The 21,884-nt window shown below is 73.3% G+C and carries 16 protein-coding genes; 5 read left to right on the top strand and 11 right to left on the bottom strand.

From position 1 onward, the window contains the following. Positions 1 to 78: 78 nt before the first annotated feature. The gene (gene fxsT, locus RM590_RS02965; RefSeq protein ID WP_311702730.1) at positions 79 to 3,069 is read left to right on the top strand and encodes an FxSxx-COOH system tetratricopeptide repeat protein; all 2,991 of its coding nucleotides are present in this window, start codon (positions 79 to 81) and stop codon (positions 3,067 to 3,069) included. 251 nt (positions 3,070 to 3,320) lie between these two features. Here fxsT and RM590_RS02960 read toward each other — a convergent pair whose 3' ends face one another. The 6 genes from RM590_RS02960 to RM590_RS02935 all read right to left on the bottom strand — a co-directional run bounded on the left by RM590_RS02960 (position 3,321) and on the right by RM590_RS02935 (position 12,152). After that, positions 3,321 to 7,103: a multifunctional oxoglutarate decarboxylase/oxoglutarate dehydrogenase thiamine pyrophosphate-binding subunit/dihydrolipoyllysine-residue succinyltransferase subunit gene (locus RM590_RS02960; protein WP_311702729.1), complete on the bottom strand. Its 3,783-nt coding sequence runs from the start codon at positions 7,101 to 7,103 to the stop codon at positions 3,321 to 3,323. Between the two features lie 319 nt (positions 7,104 to 7,422). Further along, on the bottom strand, positions 7,423 to 8,469 hold the full coding sequence (locus RM590_RS02955) for a HAMP domain-containing sensor histidine kinase (RefSeq protein WP_394813776.1): 1,047 nt from the start codon (positions 8,467 to 8,469) through the stop codon (positions 7,423 to 7,425). Between the two features lie 58 nt (positions 8,470 to 8,527). After that, entirely contained in the window at positions 8,528 to 9,373 is an 846-nt protein-coding gene (locus RM590_RS02950; RefSeq protein ID WP_311702727.1) for a response regulator transcription factor, read from the bottom strand. 133 nt (positions 9,374 to 9,506) lie between these two features. Next, positions 9,507 to 10,223, bottom strand: coding sequence for a spermidine synthase family protein (locus RM590_RS02945; protein ID WP_394813765.1), 717 nt, complete (start codon positions 10,221 to 10,223; stop codon positions 9,507 to 9,509). 39 nt (positions 10,224 to 10,262) lie between these two features. Continuing rightward, on the bottom strand, positions 10,263 to 11,111 hold the full coding sequence (locus tag RM590_RS02940; protein ID WP_311702725.1) for a lysozyme: 849 nt from the start codon (positions 11,109 to 11,111) through the stop codon (positions 10,263 to 10,265). Positions 11,112 to 11,354: 243 nt separating this feature from the next. Next, complete coding sequence (locus RM590_RS02935) at positions 11,355 to 12,152, bottom strand: protein phosphatase 2C domain-containing protein (protein WP_311702724.1); 798 nt, start codon at positions 12,150 to 12,152, stop codon at positions 11,355 to 11,357. Between the two features lie 357 nt (positions 12,153 to 12,509). Here RM590_RS02935 and RM590_RS02930 point away from each other — a divergent pair, with 357 nt between their 5' ends. The 3 genes from RM590_RS02930 to RM590_RS02920 are packed head-to-tail and all read left to right on the top strand — an operon-like array spanning position 12,510 to position 15,428. Beyond that, a complete protein-coding gene (locus RM590_RS02930) occupies positions 12,510 to 14,780 on the top strand; it encodes a sensor histidine kinase (RefSeq protein WP_311702723.1) in 2,271 nt (756 codons plus the stop codon). Further along, complete coding sequence (locus RM590_RS02925) at positions 14,777 to 15,274, top strand: roadblock/LC7 domain-containing protein (protein ID WP_311702722.1); 498 nt, start codon at positions 14,777 to 14,779, stop codon at positions 15,272 to 15,274. Before RM590_RS02930 ends, RM590_RS02925 begins: the two co-directional genes overlap by 4 nt. Positions 15,275 to 15,287: 13 nt before the next feature. Then, positions 15,288 to 15,428, top strand: coding sequence for a hypothetical protein (locus RM590_RS02920; RefSeq protein ID WP_311702721.1), 141 nt, complete (start codon positions 15,288 to 15,290; stop codon positions 15,426 to 15,428). 126 nt (positions 15,429 to 15,554) lie between these two features. Here the strand turns inward: RM590_RS02920 and RM590_RS02915 are convergent, their stop codons facing one another. From RM590_RS02915 to RM590_RS02905, 3 genes are all read right to left on the bottom strand, one after another. Then, on the bottom strand, positions 15,555 to 16,598 hold the full coding sequence (locus RM590_RS02915; RefSeq protein ID WP_311702720.1) for a C40 family peptidase: 1,044 nt from the start codon (positions 16,596 to 16,598) through the stop codon (positions 15,555 to 15,557). A gap of 128 nt (positions 16,599 to 16,726) precedes the next feature. After that, the gene (locus RM590_RS02910; RefSeq protein ID WP_311702719.1) at positions 16,727 to 16,981 is read right to left on the bottom strand and encodes a hypothetical protein; all 255 of its coding nucleotides are present in this window, start codon (positions 16,979 to 16,981) and stop codon (positions 16,727 to 16,729) included. A 39-nt stretch (positions 16,982 to 17,020) separates the two neighbouring features. Continuing rightward, positions 17,021 to 17,752, bottom strand: a complete 732-nt coding sequence (locus RM590_RS02905; protein WP_311702718.1) for a TetR/AcrR family transcriptional regulator — start codon at positions 17,750 to 17,752, stop codon at positions 17,021 to 17,023. A 185-nt stretch (positions 17,753 to 17,937) separates the two neighbouring features. On the opposite strand from RM590_RS02905, the gene RM590_RS02900 reads away from it, so the two are divergent. Then, positions 17,938 to 19,902 (top strand): sensor histidine kinase, encoded by a 1,965-nt coding sequence (locus RM590_RS02900; protein WP_311702717.1) that lies wholly within the window; start codon positions 17,938 to 17,940, stop codon positions 19,900 to 19,902. A gap of 46 nt (positions 19,903 to 19,948) precedes the next feature. On the opposite strand, the gene RM590_RS02895 is transcribed toward RM590_RS02900, so the two are convergent. Both RM590_RS02895 and RM590_RS02890 read right to left on the bottom strand, forming a co-directional pair. Continuing rightward, positions 19,949 to 20,917, bottom strand: coding sequence for a methyltransferase domain-containing protein (locus RM590_RS02895; RefSeq protein WP_311702716.1), 969 nt, complete (start codon positions 20,915 to 20,917; stop codon positions 19,949 to 19,951). Between the two features lie 152 nt (positions 20,918 to 21,069). Then, a complete protein-coding gene (locus RM590_RS02890; RefSeq protein WP_311702715.1) occupies positions 21,070 to 21,807 on the bottom strand; it encodes an AraC family transcriptional regulator in 738 nt (245 codons plus the stop codon). Positions 21,808 to 21,884: the final 77 nt, after the last annotated feature.

Here is a 21,884-nt window from a genome sequence, read left to right as displayed (position 1 = left end):
TGTATGTTCCCTGCAAGGACATCTGACGGGCCGTCGCACACCAGGGGGTCCGTTCGGCAGGACGAGGGAGACAGTCGGATGGCCGGCAAGGACAGCCCCGGGGGCAACCCACGGGTCACGATCAGCTTCGCGGGGTTCAACCGCGCCTGGGCCGCGTGGATCGGGGACCGCCTGGAGCGCTTCGGCTGGCAGGTCGTCTTCCAGCGGTGGAACCCACCCGTCGAGGTGCCCCTCGAAGTCGCCCTGCGCGACCTCCTGCTGGTCGAGGGCCGCATCCTGGTGGTGCTGAGCGACTGGTACTTCAAGCTCGGCCCGCGCACCGACGCCGAGTGGAACGCCGCCCTGCGCTCCGTCGTCGCGCCCAACTCCCACCGCTTCGCCGCCGTCTCCGTGGCCGCCCAGCCCATGCCCACGGCCGCCGCGGCCTTCGGCGGCACCACCGAGCTGTGGGGCATCGGCGCCCGCGAGGCCGAGCGCCGTCTGATGAACGTGCTGGGGCCCGGCCCCGAGGTCTCCTCCTCCGGCACCCTCGGCGGGCGCGCCGCCCCCCGTTACCCGCACGACCAGCCGCATGTGTGGGGCGGCGTCCCCCGGCGGAACATCCGCTTCACCGGCCGCGAGGACACCCTCCAGACGGTGTACGACACGCTCCAGCGCGCCGAGTCCGGCGCCGGCGTGGCCACCCTGCTGGGCATGTCCGGCGTCGGCAAGACGCAGATCGCCGCCGAGTACGTGCACCGTTTCGGCTCCGAGTACGACATGGTGTGGTGGGTGCCGGCCGACCAGCGCGGCACGCTGCGCCAGCGCCTCGCGGAGCTGGCCCCCGCCCTCGGCCTGACCACCGGCCCCGAGTACGGGGAACGGCTGCGCGCCGTCGGCGACGCGCTGCGCCGGGGCGCCCCGTACTCCCGCTGGCTGGTCGTGCTGGACGGCGCGGACGACCCGGGCCCGATCGCCGACCTGGTGCCCAGCGGCCCCGGACACGTGATCATCACCTCGCAGAACCGCGAATGGGCCGAGCACAACGCGGCGTTGCACGAGGTCCCCGTCTACGACCGCGACGAGTCGGTGGCGTTCATCCGCCGCCGCGCGCCCCGCATCGGCCACGCCGAGGCCGACGCGCTGGCCGAGGCGCTGGGCGATCTGCCGCTGGCGCTGGACCAGACCGCCGGGTGGCTCAGCGACTCCTCGATGTCGGTGGCCGAGTACATCGACCTGCTCGGCAGCGGCTCCGACCTGGAGGTCGGCCTGCGCGTCGCCGCCGACTTCCCCATGACCTACTACACGGCGTTCTCAATACTGCTGAACCGGCTGCGCGAGACGGTGCCGGAGGCGGTCGAACTGCTGCGCCTGTGCGCCTTCTTCGCGCCCGGCGCCATCCCCGTCCAGCTCGTTCGCGACATCCCCGCGGCCAACCTGCCGGAGGAGCTGTCCGGCCTGATGGACGACTCCCTCCGGTGGAACGCCGCCATCAGCAAGCTCGTGCAGTACTCCGTGATCCGCTGGGACACCCCCGACGAGGAGCGCGACCCGGAGAGCTCCGGCACCATCCACGTGCACCGCATGGTCCACCAGACCGTTCGCGACGGCATGTCCAAGGACGACCAGGAGCTCTACTCCCGCGCGGTGCGCCGCGGTCTGTCCGCCGCCAACCCGGGGCGTCCCTCGGACACCCGCCGCTGGTCGCGGTTCGCCAAGATCGTGCCGCACCTGGACGCCTCCGGCGCGCTCGCCAGCCGGAACGCCGACATGCACCGGCTGATCTTCCACTGCCTGAGCTACCTCTACCTGGCCGGCGAGTACACCACCGGCATCCAACTGGCCGAGCGCGCCGAACAGACCTGGCACAGCGTCTTCGGCGAGGACGACCCGCTGGTGTGGGACCTCGCCTCCCAGAAGGCCACCCTGCTGCGTGCCACCGGTGCCTACCGGGAGACCGAGGCCATCGACCGCAAGGTCATCGAACGCCTCGGCGTGCACCGCGGGCCCCGGGACCTCACCGTGCTGCGCGCGGAGGAGGGGCTGGGCGCCGACCTCAGCGGCCAGGCCCGTTACACCGAGTCGCTGGAGATCAGCCAGCGGGTGTTCGACACGTACCAGGAGCTGGTCGGCGAGCACGACCCCCGCACGCTCAACGCCCGGCACAACCTCGCCGCCTCGCTGCGGCTGCTGGGCCGCTACGCCGCCGCCCTGGAAGCCGACCGGCACAACCTCCAGGCCCGCCGCGAGCTGCACCGGCCCCGGCACACCCTCTCGCTGTCCTCCGAGGACGCCTATGGGCTGGACCTGCGGCTGCTGGGCCGGTACGCCGAGGCGCTGTCCGTGATGGAGCAGAGCGTCGAGACCCACCGCCTGGTGATGGGCCCGGACAACCCGCAGACGCTCACCGCCGAGCTCAACCTCGCGATGTGCGTGCTGCGTTCGGGCGACCGCGCCACCGCGAACGCCCGGCTGGGCGACCTCCTGGAGCGGGCCGAGCGGGTGCTCGGCGACACCTCGCCGCTCACGTTGCGCATCGCCACGTGCTGCTCGTTCGTCCAGCGCGCCCACGGCCAGCTCGACCAGTCCCGGGACCTGGGCGAGCGCACCATGGCGCACTACCGCACCACCCTCGGCGACCAGCACCCGTTCACCATCGGCACCACGATGAACCACGCGCTGGTGCTGCGCGCCGCGGGGGAGCGGCAGCACTCGCTGCTGCTCCACGAGGAGTGCCTGACCGAGATGCGCCGCGCGCTGGGTCCCGACCACTCCTGGAGCCTCGGGGTCGCGCTGAACACCAGCGCCGGGCGGAACCTGGAGGGTGATCTGGAGGGCGCCGCCGAGCTGACGGCCGACACCTCGCGCCGCGCGGCGGCGATGCTGGGGCGCAAGCACCCGCTGTATCTGTCCGTCCAGGTGGCGCTGGCGACGGACCTGCGTGGGCTGCGGCGCCGCCAGGAGGCGGACAAGGTGGAGGAGCAGGCGCTGTCCGGGCTGGTCGCCACGCTGGGCTCGCAGCACGTCCAGACGGTGAGTGCGCGGTCGCGGGTCCGGCCGCTTTGGGATTTTGAGCCATTGCTCAGTTGAGCGGTTAGCGGGAAATGCGGTCGCGTACGGGCGGATTGTAGGTGGCTTGTCGCGCCCACGCGGCGGAGCCGCACAAGGACACTGCCCCGCGCCCCTTCCGGGGCGCGGAAGGGGCCGGTGGCCGCCGTGCGTGGCGGCCACCGGCCCCTCATTCGTTCCCGTGCGGTACCGCGCCCCGTAAGGGGCGCGGGGAACTGCGCGATCGGCCACGGACGGCCCGCAGCTTCTTCACCGCGTTTCCAGCGGAGCGCCTAGCGTTCGCCGAAGACCTCGTCCAGGAGTGCTTGCTGTTCGGCCTGGTGGCGCTTGGCCGAGCCGACTGCCGGGGAGGATGATGCCGGGCGTGACACCCGCTGGAGGCGGGGGCCGTCCTTCAGGTGTTCCACCAGGTTGAGCGCGATGAACGGCCAGGCGCCCTGGTTCGCCGGCTCCTCCTGGGTCCACAGGTAGGACTGCGCGTTCGGGTAACGGGTCAGCTCCATGCGGACCTCGTCGCTCGGCAGCGGGTACAGCCGCTCCAGCCGGACCAGGGCCACGTGGTTCGCGCCGCGCTTGTCGCGCTCGGCGGCCAGCTCGTAGTACACCTTGCCCGAGCACAGCACGACCTTGGTGACCCCGGCCGGGTCCACGGTGGTGTCACCGATGACCGGACGGAAGCCGCCCGTGGTGAACTCCTCCGCCGCCGACGTCGCCGCCTTCAGGCGCAGCATCCACTTCGGGGTGAAGACCACCAGCGGCTTGTGGTGCGGGTTGTGCACCTGCCAGCGCAGGAGGTGGAAGTAGTTCGCCGGGGAGGTCGGCATCGCCACCGTCATGTTCCTCTGCGCGCAGAGCTGGAGGAAGCGCTCGATCCGGGCCGAGGAGTGGTCCGGACCCTGTCCCTCGTAGCCGTGCGGCAGCAGCAGCGTGACGCCGGAGGTCTGGCCCCACTTCTGCTCGGCCGACGAGATGAACTCGTCGATCACGGTGGCCGCGCCGTTGGCGAAGTCGCCGAACTGCGCCTCCCACATCACCAGCGCCTCGGGCCGGGCCAGCGAGTACCCGTACTCGAAGCCCATCGCCGCATACTCGCTGAGCAGCGAGTCGTAGACGTTGAACCGGGCCTGGTCCTCGGACAGGTACAGCAGCGGGGTGTAGTCCTCGCCGGTCTTGCGGTCGATCAGCACCGAGTGCCGCTGGCCGAACGTGCCGCGCCGGGAGTCCTGGCCCGCCAGCCGGACCGGCGTGCCCTCCATCAGCAGCGAACCGATGGCCAGCAGCTCGCCCATCGCCCAGTCGATCGCGTCCTCCTCGACCATCGCCGCCCGCCGCTGGAGCTGGGGCAGCAGCCGCGGGTGCACGGTGATCCGCTCGGGGGTGTTGACCTGGGACTCGGCGATCCGCTTGACGACCTCGGCGCTCACGCCGGTCTCCACTGCCACCGGGAACTCCGGCTGGGGAGCGGGGACTTCGGCTGGGGCCGGGGTGACGGTGGCCTCGCGGACCTCCTTGAACACCTTCTCCAACTGGCCCTGGAAGTCCTGGAGCGCCTGCTCCGCCTCCTCCAGGGTGATGTCGCCCCGGCCGATCAGCGACTCGGTGTAGAGCTTGCGAACCGAGCGCTTCTTGTCGATCAGGTCGTACATCAGGGGCTGGGTGAAGGACGGGTTGTCCGTCTCGTTGTGCCCGCGGCGGCGGTAGCAGACGAGGTCGATCACGACGTCCTTGTTGAACGCCTGCCGGTACTCGAACGCCAGCCGGCCGACCCGGCACACGGCCTCGGGGTCGTCGCCGTTCACGTGGAAGATCGGCGCCTCGATCATCCGCGCCACGTCGGTGCAGTACGTGGAGGAGCGGGCGGCGGCGGCGGTGGCGGTGTAGCCCACCTGGTTGTTGATGACGATGTGGACCGTGCCGCCGGTGCGGTAGCCGCGGAGCTGCGACATGTTGAGCGTCTCGGCCACCACGCCCTGGCCGGCGAACGCCGCGTCGCCGTGGATCAGGATCGGCAGGACCGTGAAGTCCTTGCCGCCCCGGCCGATGATGTCCTGCTTGGCGCGGGACACACCCTCGACGATCGGGTCGACCGCCTCCAGGTGGGACGGGTTGGCGGTGAGGGAGACCTTGATCTGCTCGCCGGACAGGCCGGTGAACGTCCCCTCCGTGCCCAGGTGGTACTTCACGTCACCCGAGCCGTGCATGGACTTGGGGTCGAGGTTCCCCTCGAACTCCCGGAAGATCTGCGCGTACGACTTGCCGACGACGTTCGCCAGGACGTTGAGCCGGCCGCGGTGCGCCATGCCGATGACGGCCTCGTCCAGCTTGTCCGCCGCGGCCTCGTCCAGCACGGAGTCCAGCAGCGGGATGACGGTCTCGCCGCCCTCCAGCGAGAACCGCTTCTGGCCCACGTACTTCGTCTGGAGGAACGTCTCGAACGCCTCGGAGGCGTTCAGCCGGCGCAGGATGCGGAGCTGCTCCTCGCGCTCCGGCGGGGTGTGCGGGCGCTCCACCCGGTCCTGGATCCACTTGCGCTCCTTGGGATCCTGGATGTGCATGTACTCGATGCCGGTGGTGCGGCAGTACGAGTCGCGCAGCACGCCGAGGATGTCGCGGAGCTTGAGCATCGACTTGCCCGCGAAGCCGCCGACCGCGAACTCCCGCTCCAGGTCCCACAGGGTGAGCCCGTGCTCCTTGATGTCCAGGTCGGGGTGCTTGCGCTGCTTGTACTCCAACGGGTCGGTGTCGGCCATGAGATGACCGCGGACCCGGTAGGAGTGGATCAGGTCGAAGACGCGGGCGGCCTTGGTGACCTCGTCGTCGTGGTTGACGTCGATGTCCCGGTGCCAGCGGACCGGCTCGTAGGGGATGCGCAGGGCCTCGAAGATGTCGTCGTAGAAGCCGTGTTCACCCAGGAGGAGCTGGCTGATCTGGCGCAGGAACTCGCCGGAGGCGGCGCCCTGGATCACCCGGTGGTCGTAAGTGCTGGTCAGGGTCATGACCTTGGAGATGCCCAGGCGGTTCAGCGTCTCCTGCGAGGTGCCCTGGAACTCCGCCGGGTACTCCATCGCGCCCACGCCCAGGATGACGCCCTGGCCGGGCATCAGGCGGGGCACGGAGTGCACGGTGCCGATGCCGCCCGGGTTGGTGAGGGAGGCGGTGACGCCGGAGAAGTCCTCCATGGTCAGCTTGCCGGTCCGGGCGCGGCGGACGATGTCCTCGTACGCCTGCCAGAACTCGAAGAAGGTCAGCGTCTCGGCCTTCTTGATCCCCGCGACGACGAGCTGCCGGTCGCCGCTCTCCTTGACCAGGTCGATGGCCAGGCCCAGGTTGACGTGGGCCGGCTTGACCAGAGTTGGCTTGCCGTCCTTCTCGGTGAAGGAGTAGTTGATCGAAGGCATCGCCTTCAGCGCCTGCACCATGGCATAGCCGATGAGGTGCGTGAAGGACACCTTGCCGCCGCGGGCGCGCTTGAGGTGGTTGTTGATGACGATGCGGTTGTCGAACAGGAGCTTCACCGGGACCGCGCGGACCGAGGTGGCCGTGGGCAGGTCGCGGGAGGCGTTCATGTTCTTGGCGACGGCGGCGGCCGGGCCACGCAGCGTGACGAGCTCGGGGCCCTCCTCGGCGGCGGGCTTGGCCGCGGGCTTTGCGGCCGGCTTCGCCGCCGCGGGCTTTGCGGCCGCGGGCTTTGCGGGTGCCGCGGCGGGGGCCGCAGCGGGTGCCGCGGCCTGCTCGGCGGCCGGTGGCTGCGCGGCGGGCGCGGGCTTGGCCGGCGCGGCCTGCGGCGCGGCCTGGGCGGGTGCGGCGGGGGCCGGTGCGGTGGCCGCTCCGGTCGCCCCCGGACGCTCGGCGGCGGCCTCGCCGCCACCGCCCGGCTTGTAGTCGGCGAAGAAGTCCCACCAGGCTCGGTCCACGGAATGCGGATCCTGGAGGTACTGCTGGTAGATCTCGTCGACGAGCCATTCGTTGGCACCGAAACCAGCGGCAGGGTTCTTCTTCTCGTCTGCGCTTTGGTCGGTCTCGACACTCGATGTGTTCGGGGACTGTGGCGACACGGCGGCAACCGCCCTCTTCCGCTCCGCAAGGTCATGGACAGCGGAAAACAAGGCTACGCCTCCCTGGCCGTCCGGCGCAGTCCTCACCCGCCAGTCGTGGCCTACACCACATTCCGGAAGGGGTTTCAGGTCGTGAACGGCCGGGAACGGCACCAAGTTCGGCCCGAAACGGCAACGAATTGGCAATGCCGAACAGCGACCGCCAGGAGCCGTTCCTTAGCTGCGGCGACAGCACGAAGCGGCGCGCGGGGCGCCGCCGGCGTAGGGCCGGAGGTCCGGGGCCGGGCGCCCGTCGCGGGGGTCCGAAGCCGACCCTACGTCAATTGTTTGCCTGAGCGTTACCCGGAAGTGTGAGCCGGATGCGGCAGCCGCGTACGGACTCGGCGACCCCTATCGTTCCGCCGTGCAGATCGACCGCCCAGCGGGCGATCGCCAGCCCCAGACCGGTGCCGCCGTCACGCGGCGTGACCCCGTTCGTGGTGCCGCGCCCAAAGCGTTCGAAGACCAGTTCGCGCTGCGAGTGCGGGATGCCCGGACCCTCGTCCAGCACCTCCAGCACCAGGCCCCCGGCCTCCTGGCCGGGCTTGGCCAGCACGGTGACCTGACCGCCCCGCGGGCTGTGCTTGACGGCGTTGTCCACGAGGTTGGTCACCACCTGGTCCAGCCGCTCGGGGTCCGCGTGCGCCCGCAGGCTGACCGGCGTCACCTGGAGCCGGAACCGCACGTCGGTGCGGGCGTGGCCGCGGCGCAGGGCCACGGTGGCGTCGTTCAGCACGGCGGACAGATAGGGCTCCACCTGGAAGGCGCGCGGTTGCAGCGGCACCACGCCGTCCTCCAGCCGGGACAGGTCCAGAAGCTGCTCGACGAGCCGCCCGAGGCGTTCCGTCTGGCGCAGCGCGGTGGCCATGGTCCTCGGGTCCGCCTCGGAGACGCCGTCCACCACGTTCTCCAGGACGGCGCGGAGCCCCGCGATGGGGGTGCGCAGCTCGTGCGAGACGTTGGCGACCAGCTCCTTGCGGTGCCGGTCGGCCGCCTGGAGGTCGGAGGCCATGCGGTTGAAGGCGAGCGCGAGGTCGCCCAGCTCGTCCCGGCGGGACACCCGGACCCGACGCCCGTAGTCGCCGCGCGCCATGGCGCGGGCGGCGGACGTCATCTCCAGTACGGGTGCCGCGAGGCTGTGCGCGACGAACTGGGTGACCAGCAGCGAGGCGATGATCGCGATGATCGCGATCATCTGGAGACCGATGTCGGACCGATAGGCCATGAGGCTCAGCAGGGTCGTGATCGCGACCGAGATGATCACAAGCCAGCCGAGCGCGGCCTTGACCGAGCGGAAGGGGTCGAGCGGGCGCAGCACGCGCCACATCATGGGCCATATCCCCCGGCGGAGGGAATGCCACAGCGGCTCGGACACGCCTCGACCTCTAGACCTCGCCCGGGCCCTGACCGCGGCCGGCGGACTCGCCGGCGAAGCCGGGCGGTGTCTCCAGCGCGTAGCCGACCCCGTGCACGGTGCGGATCCGCTCGGCGCCGATCTTCCGGCGCAGCGCCTTCACATGGCTGTCGACCGTCCTGGTGCCCGACGCGTCGGCCCAGTCCCAGACCTCGGCCAGCAACTGCTCGCGGGTGAGGACCGCGCGCGGCGAACGGGCCAGGCACATGAGGAGGTCGAACTCGGTGGGGGTGAGGTGGATGTCCTTGCCCGCCGCCCGGACCCGCCGCTGCGTGCGGTCGATCTCCAGGTCGCCCAGCCGGACACTGCCCGGCCGGGGGGTGGTGGCGGCGACCGCGGCCCGCTCGATTCGTCTCAGCAGCACGTGCGATCTGGCGACCAGCTCCCGCATCGAGAACGGCTTGGTCATGTAGTCGTCGGCGCCCACGCCGAGCCCGACCAGCATGTCGGTCTCGTCGTCCCGCGCGGTGAGCATCAGGACCGGCACCGGGCGCTGGGCCTGCACCCGGCGGCAGACCTCCAGACCGTCGAAGCCGGGCAGCATCACGTCGAGGATGAGCAGATCGGGGTGCCAGGCGGTGGCGGTCTCCACCGCGGCCGGTCCGTCGGCGGCTGTTTGCACGAGGAAGCCCTCGGCGCGCAGCCGGGCGGCGATCGCCTCGACGATGGTCGGGTCGTCCTCGACCACCAGGACGCGCCGCTGGGCACCCGGCGTGGTCACCGTGGCGCTGTGGTGGCCGGGCCGTTCCGCGGCGGCCGGTTCGGCGTGGCCGTTGAGCGACGGTGAGGGTGCTTTCTCCTGATGGTTCCGGTCCATCGTTGGTGTCCTGGTTTCTGTTTGATTCATGTATCCCGCCCCCGGGATCGTCCTGGTAGCCAGTCGGCTGGTTCTGGCTGTTGGTGTGCTGATGAGCACTGGCAGCAGCGTAGAGCGCTCTGTCGTACCGAGGCTACGCGGACTGCCTGGCGAGATGATGGCTGGCGAGAAAGAGCACGTCCGGAACACCTCGGGCGACGGGGATTTCTCTGGTGCGAACGTCCGTGAACCCGGCATTCCGTAGCTTCCGGGGGAAATCCTCCGATGGTTGGGCGGACCAGACGGCGAGCACACCGCCCGGATTCAGCCGGGCACGGCAAGTCGCGAGCCCGGTGGGGGAGTAGAGCCCATCGTTCCCGGATGTGACGGTCCAGTCGGGGCCGTTGTCGATGTCGAGACAGAGCGCGTCGTACGTCGCGCTCGCGGTGCGCAAGTGGTCCAGCAGGTCGGCGCGCACCAACTCCGTGCGCGGGTCGGCGAGCGCGGGCGCGGTGCGGGCGCCCAGCGGGCCGGCGCGGTGCCAGTCGATGACGGCGGGCTCGCGCTCCACCACGGTGACGCGTCCCCAGCGCGGCTCGGCGGCGGCCTGCTCCAGGGAGAAGCCGACGCCCAGGCCCCCGATGAGCACGGCGGGGTCGGGCCGGTCGTCCAGCGCGTCCAACGCGGCGGTGACCAGCAGGCGTTCGGAGCGGCCGTCGGAGGTGTCCATCAGGAAGCAGCCGTTGGCGATGATCTGGAGCAGCTCGCCGTGGCGGCGCAGGACCACCTCGCCGAACGGCCCGTCCCGGCGGTCGAGCACGACCGGGCGGGAGTCGTCGTCGGGGAGCGGGGCGGGGGCCATGCGCGCCATTTTCGCGCATGGCCCCGTGCCGGGTGCAGGAAGGGGGCGCTAGCCGTTGGCCAGGGCCACCAGGCGGTCCTGGGCGCCGTTGAACAGGTTGTGGTCGCCCACGATCGGGCCGGTCGAGGTGTACTGCCAGAAGGTGTAGAAGCCCCAGCCGTTCGGCAGGGTGCCGGGCGAGGAGGCGTAACGGGCGATCCACAGCGGGTGGTTGTTCGCGAACCCACCGTAGTTGCCGGTGCACGTCGTCCACCAGTTGGTGGTGGAGTAGATCACCGCGTACCGGCCGGTGCGTGCGTAGTACGTGTTGAGGAAGTCGCGGATCCAGTTGACCATCGCGGACTGGCTCAGCCCGTAGCAGGTGGCGCCGTAGGGGTTGTACTCGATGTCGAGCACGCCGGGCAGCGTCTTGCCGTCACGGGACCAGCCGCCGCCGTTGCTGGCGAAGAAGTTGGCCTGGGTGGCGCCGCTGGAGACGTTGGGCAGCGCGAAGTGGTAGGCGCCGCGGATCATGCCGACGTTGTACGAACCGTTGTACTGCTGGGCGAAGTACGGGTTCTCGTAGGTCGTGCCCTCGGTGGCCTTGACGTAGGCGAAGCGCACGCCGCTGCTCCACAGGGAGGACCAGTTGACGTTGCCCTGGTGGCTGGAGACGTCCACGCCCTCGACGGTGGCGAGCGGGGTCACGGTCGGCTCGCGGTACTGCCGGTTCCCGCCCTCGTGTTCGAGGACGGTGGAGCCCATGTAGGCCGAGCCGATGGCGGGGGTGTCGTCGGCGCCGGCGACACCCGGGGTGGTGATCAGCAGTGCGATGGCCGCGCAGATGATTCCGATGACGGTGGTGCGGCGGTGCCGGCGGAGCCCGGCGCGCGCTCTGGTCTTACCGGATCCGTGCATGGGCGGACGCTGCCTTTCGGGGACGCTGTGGGGGAGACGGGAAACGGCTCGTCAGCGCGCTCCCGTCGGCGCCACGTGATGTGGTCATGCCACGTTGGACGGTAACGCGGGTAGACAGCGGAAGGAAGGGGCCCCCGGACCGCCGTTGGTCTATCCCGGTGGCGGCGTCGAACGCGTGTGCCTGCGGCTTTGCGTCCCGGTCGGCTTTCAGCGGTGAAAGGGTGCTCCGCCCGGCGCGGCGTCCTATGGGGTGACGAGAATCGCGCTCGCGTCGTCGTGCGCCTTGCCACGGGGGAACGCCGTCCCCGCCGGATCGGCCGCCTCCGCCGCCCGCACCTGCCGGATCGCCTCCTCGGCGCCCTCCTTGGCCAGCAGCGCGAACAACTCCGGCCAGCCGCCCAGCCCGAAGACCTCCACCCAGCGGCCCAGGCCGTCCGTCACCGCGGCCAGGGAACGCACCGCGCCGGCCGGCGCCGAACCGGTCACCGCCCGGGTGGCCACCGCCGGATCGGCGGCCGCGGTGAAGAAGCCGCCCTCCGCGTTCCGCAGGGCCTCGATGAACGCCCCCGGATCCTCCGGCGCCAACAGCCGCGCCCCCGGCCGGAGATCGTCGAGCCGGGTGTCGAGCACCGGCATGACCACGCCGTCCGGCTCCTCGATCAGCAGCACGGAATCGCAAAGCACCAGGTAGTCGACCGACGCGTCGTCCCAGCGCGCGCACACGACCGTGGCCTGCGGAGTTCGCGGGTGAGAAAGGTCACACGTCCCCCGATGCGCGTCCGCCGTGCGGGAGATGGCCTCCGCGAGGCACGCGGTGAGCGAGTCGCCCCGGCGAGAGGCGCACAACTCCAGCAGCGCGCCCCCCAGGCGCGCCGCGAACCATGGGACGCCGTGCCGGCACCCTCGCTCCCCCGCCGGAGCCGTCACGCCGTCCAGGAGGACGAGCGCTCCGCCGCTCCCGCCGGCCGGGACCGCCGTGGCCGCGAAGTCGTCGTTCGGCAGCCCCGGGGTGCCCGGCTCCGTGGTGATCTGGATGCGCATGGTGATCAGTCTGCCGTAGGCTGGCATTTGTCAGCGAATGTGGGGGTAACTCGGGCCGCGCGTCCGGGCGGAGGCGGATCCTGCCAGGAGCCGCCACGGAATTCCAATCGGTTCCACGCCGCCGGAATGCGGGATTCCGCCTTCGGTTTGTCCACCAACTCCCGTGTGGGGTTCACTCCTTCGGGTGGCCGGACAGAGGAGTCCTCCTCCGGCCCGGCCGGCGCTGGCAAGGTCGGTGCCTCAGTGACGAGAATGCGAGCACAGGTGCGGAAGACGACACTGCCCGAACCCGCCGATCCGCCTCCTTCCGCATCGTCAGGATCCCGGGCCCGGGCGGCCCGCCGACGGCGTGTGCGGGTGCGCAGCCGGCTGCTGCTGGGCGTGCTGCTCACGGGAGCCGCGGTGGCAGCCGCCGGCGCGCCCGCCGTGCACGCCGCCGTCTCCGACCTGTCGGACGCCCGGGCCGCCGTCGCGGACGCCGACCTGGGCCAACGCGCCATCTCCCTCTCGGGCGTCGTGGCCGACGAGCGCGACGCGCTGGTCGTGGCCACGGCCGGCGGCGACCCCGCGACGCTCGCGGACGTGCTCACCGACGACGCCCGGTCCCGCGCCGACCGCGCCGTCGCCGACCTGCGCGGCGACGTCGGCGGGGAGACGCGGCGCGCGCTGGACACGCTGCCCGCCGTGCGCGAGCGCGCCCTGTCCGGCGAGAGCACCCCGGCCGAGACGTACGCCGCGTACACGGCCGTCATCGACGACCTGGACACCCTCTTCCGCACCGTCACCCGGGGCCGGCCCGAGGCCGCCGCGGACGCCACCGGCGACGCGCTGCCCGACCTCGCGCGCGCGGTGCATGCCTCCTCCGCCACCCGCGGCCTGCTGCTGGCGGCCCTGCGCGGCGAGGGCGAGCAGCCCGAACTCACCGCGCTGGCCCGGCGCGAGGCCACCCGCGAGGAGGCCGCGCTCGCCGACTTCGCCGCCGCCGCCGGGGACACGGGCGCGCGGGCCTACGAACGGACCGTCACCGGGCTCGAGGTGGAGGCCGCCGAGGAGTTCGTCGCCCAGCTCACCGACGAGCCCGGCCTGTCCGCGGAGGACCACGCGCTGGACGAGGCCGCCGTGCACGAGGCGCTGCAGGCCCGCACCGGCATGCAGCGCGGCGTTCTGTCGGCCCTGGCCGCCGACCGGACCGCGGCGCTGGAGGCCCTGCGCTCCTCGGACATGACAGACCTTCAGCTCATCGTCGCGCTGGTCGGCGCCGCGCTGCTGCTGGGGCTCACCGTCAGCGTGCACACCGCGCGCTCCCTGACCCGGCCGCTGGCCGCCGTGCGGCTCGGCACCCGCCGCGTGGCCGCCGACCCGGCCGGCCAGGAGCCGGTCAAGTACACCGGGCGCAACGACGAGTTCGCCGAGGTCGTCGCCTCCGTCAACGCGCTGCGCGCCCGCACCGTCACTCTTCAGGAGCAGGCCAGCGCGGCGCTGCGCGACGCCGAGCAGGCCAGCCGCGACAGCGGCGGGCTGCGCGCCGAGCGGGACCGGCTGCTGGCCGAGCAGAGCGAGTTGAACGCCCGCCTGGCCGCCCTGCACGGCGCGGTGCACGGGATGTTCGCGCACCACGCGCAGCGGCTGCTGCTCCTGGTCGGCGACCAACTCGCCGTGATCGAGGGCCTGGAGGAGCACGAGGCCGACCCCGACCGGCTCGCCGTGCTGTTCAGCGTCGACCACCTGGCCGCCCGTATGCGGCGGCACGCGGAGAACCTGCTGCTCCTCGCCGGTGCGGAGCCGCTGACCCAGCTCACCGAGCCGCTGCCCCTCATCGACGTGGCCCGCGCGGCCGTCAGCGAGATAGAGCGTTACGAGCTGGTGGAGACCGCCCCGCCGCCCCCGCCCGCGCGCATCGTGGGCATCGCCGCGCGGGACGTCAGCCACCTGCTGGCCGAACTCCTGGACAACGCCACGGCGTTCTCCCCGGCGGGCGCCCGGGTGCGGCTCACCGCGCGGTGGGTGGACGACGAGCTGCTGTTCTGCGTCGAGGACGAGGGCATGGGCCTGTCGCCCGAGCGGATCGCGGAGCTCAACGCGCGGCTGGCCGACCCCGTCACCCCGCCGCCCGGCGCCGACGCCACCAACGGCCTGGGCATCGGCATGGGCCTGTACACCGTGGCGCGGCTGGCCGCCCGGCACGGGCTGCGCTGCTGGCTCGGCCCCCGGCCCGGCGGCGGCACGATCGCCCAGGTGATAGTGCCCGGCGCGCTGATCCAGCCGCTGACCGAGCCGTACGCGGCTCCCGCGCCGGCGCCCGTTGCCGCCACGCCCTCCGTTCCCGCGCCGGCGTCCGTTCTCGCGCCGTCGCCCGTCGCGTCGGCCGAGGACCTGCCGCAGCACGGGCGGGCCGCCGACACAACGCCCCGGGCCGGTGCCGTCACCGAGAGTGGGCTGCCGTTGCGCAGCCGCGCCGGGGGGGCGCCCGCCGGAGGGCCCGCACCGGCGCGGGCGCGGGCCGTGGACGCCGAGGATCTGCGCCGCCGGTTGGGCGGCTTCCAGCGCGGCGCCCGGGACGGACACCGGGACGCCGCCCGGGCCGCGGGCCAGTACCCCGGCGAGATGGGAGAGGAGATGCCGTCATGACCTCCGGGATCCGCACCCCCCCGCCGGGTGCCCACAGCAGCCGGGGCGGGGCCGACCTGCGCTGGATGCTGACCCGCCTGGTCGAGGAGGTGCCCGGTGTCCTGTCGGTCGCGGTCGTCTCGGCCGACGGGCTGCCGCTGCTGTCCTCCGGGCCGGAGCGGTCGCTGCCCGCGACCGGCCGGGCGGCCGGGCCCATGGGCGCCGCCGCCGACCTGGCCACGGTCGTCTCCGGCCTGGGCAGCCTGACGGTGGGCGCCGCCACCCTGATGGAGGGCGGCCGGGTGCGCCAGACGCTGGTCGCCATGGACACCGGGAACCTGCTGGTGATGTCCATCAGCGACGGCTCGCTGCTCGGCGTCCACACCGCGCCCACCGCCGACATGGGCGTGGTGACCTACCACATGGCCCTGTTCGTCGGCCGGGCCGGCCACCTGCTGACGCCCGAACTGCGGGCGGAGCTGCGCCAGTCGGTGCCGCACGGCGCGTTCGGCTGAGGGGTGCCGGGGGATGGGCGCCGACCAGGTGGGCACGGTGGTGTCGGCGCTCTCCCGGGACCGGCGGGACTCGACGGAGATGCCGTGCCCGAACCGGGCCGTGCCGGGGCCCCGGGCCGCCCCCCGGCTCCTCGCCGAACGGGCTGCCAGGTGAACGGTGCGGTGAACGCTCCGCGTCGCGGCGCGAGTTGATGCGCTCCCGGCGGTCTGCCGTAGTCGGCCCGGAGAGGGCGACCTCGGGCGACCGCCTCCGCGCGGGGCTGTGACAGGCGGCGCCGGCTCAGGCCGGGCGGACCGCGCCCAGCGGCGGGTGCACGTCCAGCGGCGCGAGGGTGACCTCGGCGCCCGGATGGGGCGCGTGCACCACCTGGCCGTCGCCCGCGTAGAGGCCGACGTGGGTGGCGTCGTCGAAGTAGAGCACCACATCGCCCGGCCGCAGCGCGTCCAGGGGCACGCGAGGCAGCTCCTCCCACTGGCCGGTGCTGGAACGCGGGATCGTGCGGCCCGCGTGGTCCCAGGCCGCGGCGGTGAGACCGGCGGCGTCGAACGCGTCGGGGCCGTCCGCGCCCCAGGCGTACGGCTTGCCGACCTGGCCCCGGGCCCAGTCGGCGGCGCGTGCCCCGGCGGGCGAGGGCGGCTCGCCGTCGTCGGCCGTGCGGGGCGGCTCGCCGTCGTCGGCCGTGCCGCGCGGCGCGGCGGAGGCGGCCCGTTCCTCCTCCGGGGCGTCCAGTTCCGCGGCCTCCGCCGGGGAGAGCCCGGCCAGCAGCGCGGCCACCTCGTCCAGCCGCCGGTGCACCTCGTCGCGCCGCCGCCGCTGCTCCTCGGCCAGCGTCTGCTCGGCGTCCAGCGCCTTGCGGGCGGCGGCGGCCAGGTCGTCCGCCTCCCGCTCGCCGCGGGCCAGCCGTTCGATCTCGGCCACCTGGGCACGGGCCGCGCGCCGGGCCACCGTCTGGTCGTGCAGCGCGCGGTCCGGGTCCTGGCCCGTGAGCAGCCGCAGCGCCGGGGGCAGACTTACCCCGCCCCCGCGGTACTGGGCGCGTGCGACGGCGCCGGCCAGGTCGCGGGCGTCGGCGAGTTCGGTGCGGGTGGCGGCGAGCCGTTTCGTCAGCTCCGCGGTCTCCTCGCGCTGGGCGCGCAGCCGTTGCGCCGTCTCGTTGTACGCCTCGTTGGCCGCGCCCGTCTCCCGGTGGAGGGTGCGCAGTTCGGCCAGCAGCGCGCCGGTGCCCCGCCCGGGCTCCGCGTCCGGCTCGGCGGCGGCGGGCGGCGCGGGCACGGCCACCAGGGCCAGGGCCGCCACCGCGCAGGTCAGGGTCGCTCGGGTCATAGGGGGCGCGCTCCTCTTCCCGGCTGCCGGGCTCGTCCGTTCGTTCCCGCGCCGCTGGCACGGCGCGACGGACAGATGGTGCGCACAGGTTCGCGCCGGGCGCGCGCCGAGCGCGTCCGGCCGGGTGATCAGGTCCGGCGGCGGTGGGCGCGGCCCGGTGTGGCGTCCGGCGCGTAGACGTACACCCAGCCGCGCGGCAGCCGCAGCAGCGGCGTGTGTCCGGCGGCCTCCAAGTGGTAGACGTGCACGGTGCCGGGGTCGTCGCCCTCGCCGGGCACCGGCACCTCGTAGACGCGCGGCGGCTTGCCGGTGGGGCCGACGAGCACGGGCAGCACCCGGCCGTCCAGCGGTCCGCCGACGAACCGCGTCTTCTCGCTTCTCACGATCCTCCGCTTCTCATGGGTGCACCTCGGGGTCCGTTCTCAGGATTCCAGCCGGGCGGGCGCGAACATCGTCAGCGTCCGGTCGGCCAGGGCGTCCATCCGCCCGCCGCGCGGCTCCAGCGCCGCCGCGGCGCGCAGCACACGCGCGGTCTGCCCGTCGCGCACGGCCATGACGAAGAGCTGGGCGACGAACTGGTCCACCAGCAGGTCCCGCAACTCCCCGATGGGCGGCTGCCGGTCCTCGTCCAGCCAGATGAGCGAGGCCGCCTCGACCGCCGTGATCCAGGTGCGCACCGCCATCCGCAGCCGCGGGCCCGGATGCCGCACGGGCAGGTGCCGCACTACCTGCTCCGCCGCGGTCCGGCGCACGCCGTCGACGACGGCGGTGGTGCGCGAGGTCTCCACGACGCTGCCGCCGCGCAGCAGCGCGGCGAACCCCTCGCCGTGCTCGTCCACGAAGGCCAGATAACGGTCCAGGGCGTGGGCGAGGCGCTCGCTGAACGGCCCGGACGCGGGCACCGCGAAGCACAGTTCGAGATCCGCCGCCGCGCTGTGCAGCGCGGCCTCGTACAACTGCTGCTTGCCACCGGGGAAGTAGCGGTAGACCAGCGGCCGGGAGACCCCGGCCTCGCGCGCGACGTCGTCGAGCGAGACGCCCTCGGGCGGGGTGCGGGCGAACAGCCGCTGCGCGGTGGCGATCAGTTGTCCCCGGCGCTCGGCCACGCCGAGTCTGCGGTAGGCCGGACCGGACTGAGGTGGTCGGCTGGTCATTCCCCGAGCGTAACCGCCCGTCCCGGGAGGGGGCCCGGCCCGGATCGGGGCATGTGAACGCGGGGGCGTGTGCTGGCGGCCCTCCGTGACATGCCCCGTTCATCAGCAGGCCCACGCGTCGAATTCACTTCGCGGCCATGGGCTCCCGGGGCTTAGGTAACCGCCGTGCGCTGTGCTGGGGAACTATGCAGCGACGACCGACGGGCTGGCTCCCCAGGTGGAGCACCATCCGCGGCCGGGTGGCCATCGTCCTCGCGGTGCCCACCTGTCTTCTCCTCGTCCTGACCGGCGCTGGCGTCGCCGACCGGGCCGAGGACTGGTCGGCTGCGCGGGAGAGCGGCGACCGGGTGCAGCTCGCGCTGGACGCGCAGAACCTGGTCCGCGAGCTCCAGCGCGAACACGGGCTGACCAGCGGGCTGCTGGTCGGCGCCGGCCAGTACCGCCCCGAGCTGGCCGACACCCGCCGCCGCGTCGACGCGATACACGGCGAGCTCGCGAGACGCGTCGCGGAGGACGACGCGCCGGCCATCGAGGAGGCGCTGAGCTCCCTGGACGACCTCGCCGAGACGCGCGCCCGCATCGACGACGACAGCATCGACCGCGGCACCGGGCTGGCCTACTTCACCGAGGCCATCCGCGCGCTCAACGACGCCCAGCTCGCCGACGGCCCGGCCCACGGCGACCAGCGGCTCGGCGACGGCATGGCCGCGCTCCAGGCGCTGTCCACCGCCACCGAGGCGCTGGCCCGCGAACGCGGCCTGATGAACGGGGTGTTCGTCGAGGGGCACTTCGGGAACAGCCAGTACCTGGAGTTCGTCACCACCCGCGCCGACCGCGACACCGCGCTGCGCACCTATGAACAGCTCGTCTCCTCGTCCGAACGGGCGGCGCTGGACGAGGTGTTCGACAGCGACGCCGCCCGCCGCGTGGCCGTCTTCGAGGAACGCGCCGACGCGCACGCCGACGGCAGCGCGCTGGTCAGCGACGCCGGGGACTGGTGGACCGCCGCCACCGCGCTCACCGACGCCCTGCACGAGGTGCAGCAGGACCTCGGCCCTCGCGTCGCCGACCGCGCCGACGAACTGCGCGGCGGCGCCACCCGCGAACTCGCCGGCTTCCTCGCCCTGGGCGTGCTGATCCTCGCCGTCGCCGTCGCGCTGGCGCTGCTCGCCTCCCGCTCCATCACCCGGCCGCTGGACGAGCTGACCCGGCAGGCCGAGACCGTGGCCGGACAGCGGCTGCCGGAGACCGTTCGCGTCATCCAGGAGGCCGAGCCGGAGGAGGCCGAACGCCTGGAGCCGCCCGAGCCCGATCCGGGACTCGGCGGCGGCGCCGAGGAGGTGGCCCGGCTGGCGGCGGCGCTGTACGACGTGGAGCGCACGGCCGTCGGCCTGGCCGCCCAGCAGACCGTGCTGCGCCGCAACGGCACCGAGTCCCTGGCCAACCTCGGCCACCGCAACCAGGCGCTGGTCCGCCGCCAGCTCCGGCTCATCACCGCGCTGGAGAGCAAGGAACTCGACCCGGACGCGCTGGCCGAGCTGTTCGAGCTGGACCACCTGGCCACCCGCATGCGCCGCAACGCGGACTCGTTGCTGATCCTCACCGGCCAGCAACTGCCGCCCCGGGTGTGGACCGGCACCGCCGAGGTCGCGGAGGTGGTGCGTTCGGCCGTCTCCGAGGTGGAGGACTACCGGCGCGTCACGCTGGTGGAGTCCGAGCCGTGCCAGATCCACGGCTCGGCCGTCTACGAGCTGTCCCACCTCCTCGCCGAGCTGATCGAGAACGCGCTCACCGCCTCGCCACCGGCCCGCCCGGTCGAGGTGTACGGCTGGTGGGACGGCACCGAGTACTGCCTGGCCATCGTCGACCGGGGCAACGGCATGACCGAGGAGGAGCTGGCGCGCGCCAACGCCCGGCTGGCCGGCAAGGAGAACTTCCTTGTCGCGCCCACCCGTTTCCTGGGCCACTACGTCGTCGGCACCATCGCCGCCCGCCTCGGCGTCCAGGTCGAGGTCCGGCACACGCAGAGCGCCCCGACCACCGCGTCCGCGCGCGGCGCCGGGGTCTCCGCGTATGTGGCGCTGCCGCCCAAGCTGCTGAGCCCGCCCGGGGTGCCCCGGGAGAGCGAGACGACCACGGTGATGGCCTGACCTCGCCCCCGGGGGCGTTTGCCGGGGCCGGTCAGTACATGGCCGGTCAGTACATGAGGTCCCAGCCCGGCCCGTCGGGGGCGCCCAGCCAGAGCCGGTGCGCCCCCTCGGCCGTGACCGTGAGCCCGTACGCCTCCGGTCCGGGCCGCCCGGCCTCGGCCCAGGCGGCGAGCGCGGGGGCGCGTTCCGCCCAGAGGTCGCGCGGCCCGTCGTACTGGATCCGCGCCGTGCCGTCGTCCCGGGGCGCCACCCGCGCCCAGGAGCCGGTGTCCGGGTGCACGAGCCCGAACACGCGCCGCCCGTCGGCGTCGATCAGCGCCAGCTCGTACACGTCGGGCTGGAGCAGGCCGCCGAGGAAGCGCGGCACCTCCGCCGCCATGTCCGCCGCCAGCTCCACGTCCGCCTGCGTGCCCAGCGGGACCAGCAGCGCCGGGATGTAGCTGCGCACCGACGTCTCCGCCCGGGGGCCCTCCGGCGTCAGCACGGGCAGGAAACGGCCCGCCGCCGAGCCGTCCGGCGCGATGGTGAGCGCCACCAGGCCGAAGCCGAGCGCCGCGACCAGCGTGCCGCCGGGCAGCACCTGCTCCGGCCAGGCCACCGGCACCCGGGTGACCGTGCCGCAACTGGCCAGCAGCCCGCCGAACGGCGCGAACTCCGGGCAGCCCGCCGACGTTTCCCCGGTCATCAGCCGGGGCGTGTACCCGGCCCGGGCCAGCCGGGTGCGGGCCGCCGCCACGGTGCAGGAGTCGGCGTCCAGCGACACGACACGGTCCGCGCCGTAACGCTGGCTGAGCAGCGCCGCGCCATAGCCGGTCCCGGTGCCCACCTCCAGCACCCCGGCCCCGTCCGGCACGTCGAGCGCCTCGCACATGGCGGTCAGGACCGGCGAGGGCTCCGGCTCCTCGCCCCTCCCGACGGGGGAGACGAACGCCTCGCGGGGCACGGCGGCGAACGCCGCGCGCCAGGCGGCGCTGCGGAGGCTGCCGTCGGCGGGCGGGCGGGTGGCGATGGTCATGGGTGGTTCCTCCGATACGTCGGGGCCTGACGCGGATGGGGACGGGGTGGCGGCGGTGCGCCGTGTTCAACGAGCGGCGCTCGCCCGACGTAGTGCCCGGAAGGTTTCCAGTCCGGTCGGAAAGCTCAGGGCAGCCCTCCGGGGAACGGGCCCTACCGGTGGGTGCCCGGCGTGTGGCCGAACGCGCGGCGGAAGACATCGATGAACGTGCTGGGCGATGACCAGCCGCAGCGGTGCGCCACCGTGGTCACCGGCAGCCCGTCGGCGAGCAGCAACAGCGCGTGGTGCAGGCGGAGTTGGGTGCGCCACTGGGGGAACGTCAGGCCGAGGTCGGCGCGGAACAGGCGGGTCAGGGTGCGTTCGCTCGCGCCCACCCGGGCGCCCAGCTCGGCGAGGGTGCGGGTGTCGGCGGGGTCGGCGGCCAGCAGCGCGCAGACCTCGGTCAGCCGGGGGTCGGTCGGGGTGGGCAGGTGCACGGGCTGCTGGGGGGAGGCGCGCAGCCGGTCCAGCAGGACGGCGCGCAGCCGGCGGCGTTCGGCGGTGTCGTCGTCCGGCTCGGCGGTGTAGGCCAGGATCAGTTCGCGCAGCAGGGGGCCGACGGTCAGGACGGTGGGCGTGGCCAGGCCCAGCGGGTTCTCCCCGGCGGGCAGGCCCACCGTGTGCAACGCGGAGGGGCCGTGCGCGAGATGGGCGTGCACCGTTCCGGCGGGCACCCACAGGGCGCGGGTGCCCGGGGCCACCCAGGTGCCGGCGTCGGTGGTGATGGAGAGCACGCCGCGGCCCGCGTACAGGATCTGGTGGTCGTCGTGCCGGTGGGCGTCGATCCGCGCGCCGGAGGACAGGGTGCGCACCGTGGTGGGCGCGACCGGCTCATGGCGGGAATTCGACATGATCTGGCATTTTAACGAAAGCAGGACAACGGCCGTTGCTTCGATGATCGGAAGGTGTCGTCCCCGAACGCCGAACC

This window comes from Streptomyces litchfieldiae (assembly GCF_031845365.1).
GTDB classification, from domain to species: Bacteria; Actinomycetota; Actinomycetes; order Streptomycetales; family Streptomycetaceae; genus Streptomyces; species Streptomyces litchfieldiae.
This window is presented reverse-complemented; position numbering and strand designations above follow the sequence as displayed.

What these genes read in the sequence shown, in the direction of transcription:
- RM590_RS02890 (WP_311702715.1), bottom strand. Translation starts at nt 21,807, where the DNA reads ATGTCGAATTCCCGCCATGAGCCGGTCGCGCCCACCACGGTGCGCACC.
- RM590_RS02915 (WP_311702720.1), bottom strand. Translation starts at nt 16,598, where the DNA reads ATGACCCGAGCGACCCTGACCTGCGCGGTGGCGGCCCTGGCCCTGGTG.
- RM590_RS02945 (WP_394813765.1), bottom strand. Translation starts at nt 10,223, where the DNA reads ATGGCGCGCATGGCCCCCGCCCCGCTCCCCGACGACGACTCCCGCCCG.
- fxsT (WP_311702730.1), top strand. Translation starts at nt 79, where the DNA reads ATGGCCGGCAAGGACAGCCCCGGGGGCAACCCACGGGTCACGATCAGC.
- RM590_RS02955 (WP_394813776.1), bottom strand. Translation starts at nt 8,469, where the DNA reads ATGTGGCGCGTGCTGCGCCCGCTCGACCCCTTCCGCTCGGTCAAGGCC.
- RM590_RS02925 (WP_311702722.1), top strand. Translation starts at nt 14,777, where the DNA reads ATGACCTCCGGGATCCGCACCCCCCCGCCGGGTGCCCACAGCAGCCGG.
- RM590_RS02950 (WP_311702727.1), bottom strand. Translation starts at nt 9,373, where the DNA reads ATGGACCGGAACCATCAGGAGAAAGCACCCTCACCGTCGCTCAACGGC.
- RM590_RS02905 (WP_311702718.1), bottom strand. Translation starts at nt 17,752, where the DNA reads ATGACCAGCCGACCACCTCAGTCCGGTCCGGCCTACCGCAGACTCGGC.
- RM590_RS02935 (WP_311702724.1), bottom strand. Translation starts at nt 12,152, where the DNA reads ATGCGCATCCAGATCACCACGGAGCCGGGCACCCCGGGGCTGCCGAAC.
- RM590_RS02895 (WP_311702716.1), bottom strand. Translation starts at nt 20,917, where the DNA reads ATGACCATCGCCACCCGCCCGCCCGCCGACGGCAGCCTCCGCAGCGCC.
- RM590_RS02940 (WP_311702725.1), bottom strand. Translation starts at nt 11,111, where the DNA reads ATGCACGGATCCGGTAAGACCAGAGCGCGCGCCGGGCTCCGCCGGCAC.
- RM590_RS02920 (WP_311702721.1), top strand. Translation starts at nt 15,288, where the DNA reads ATGGGCGCCGACCAGGTGGGCACGGTGGTGTCGGCGCTCTCCCGGGAC.
- RM590_RS02900 (WP_311702717.1), top strand. Translation starts at nt 17,938, where the DNA reads ATGCAGCGACGACCGACGGGCTGGCTCCCCAGGTGGAGCACCATCCGC.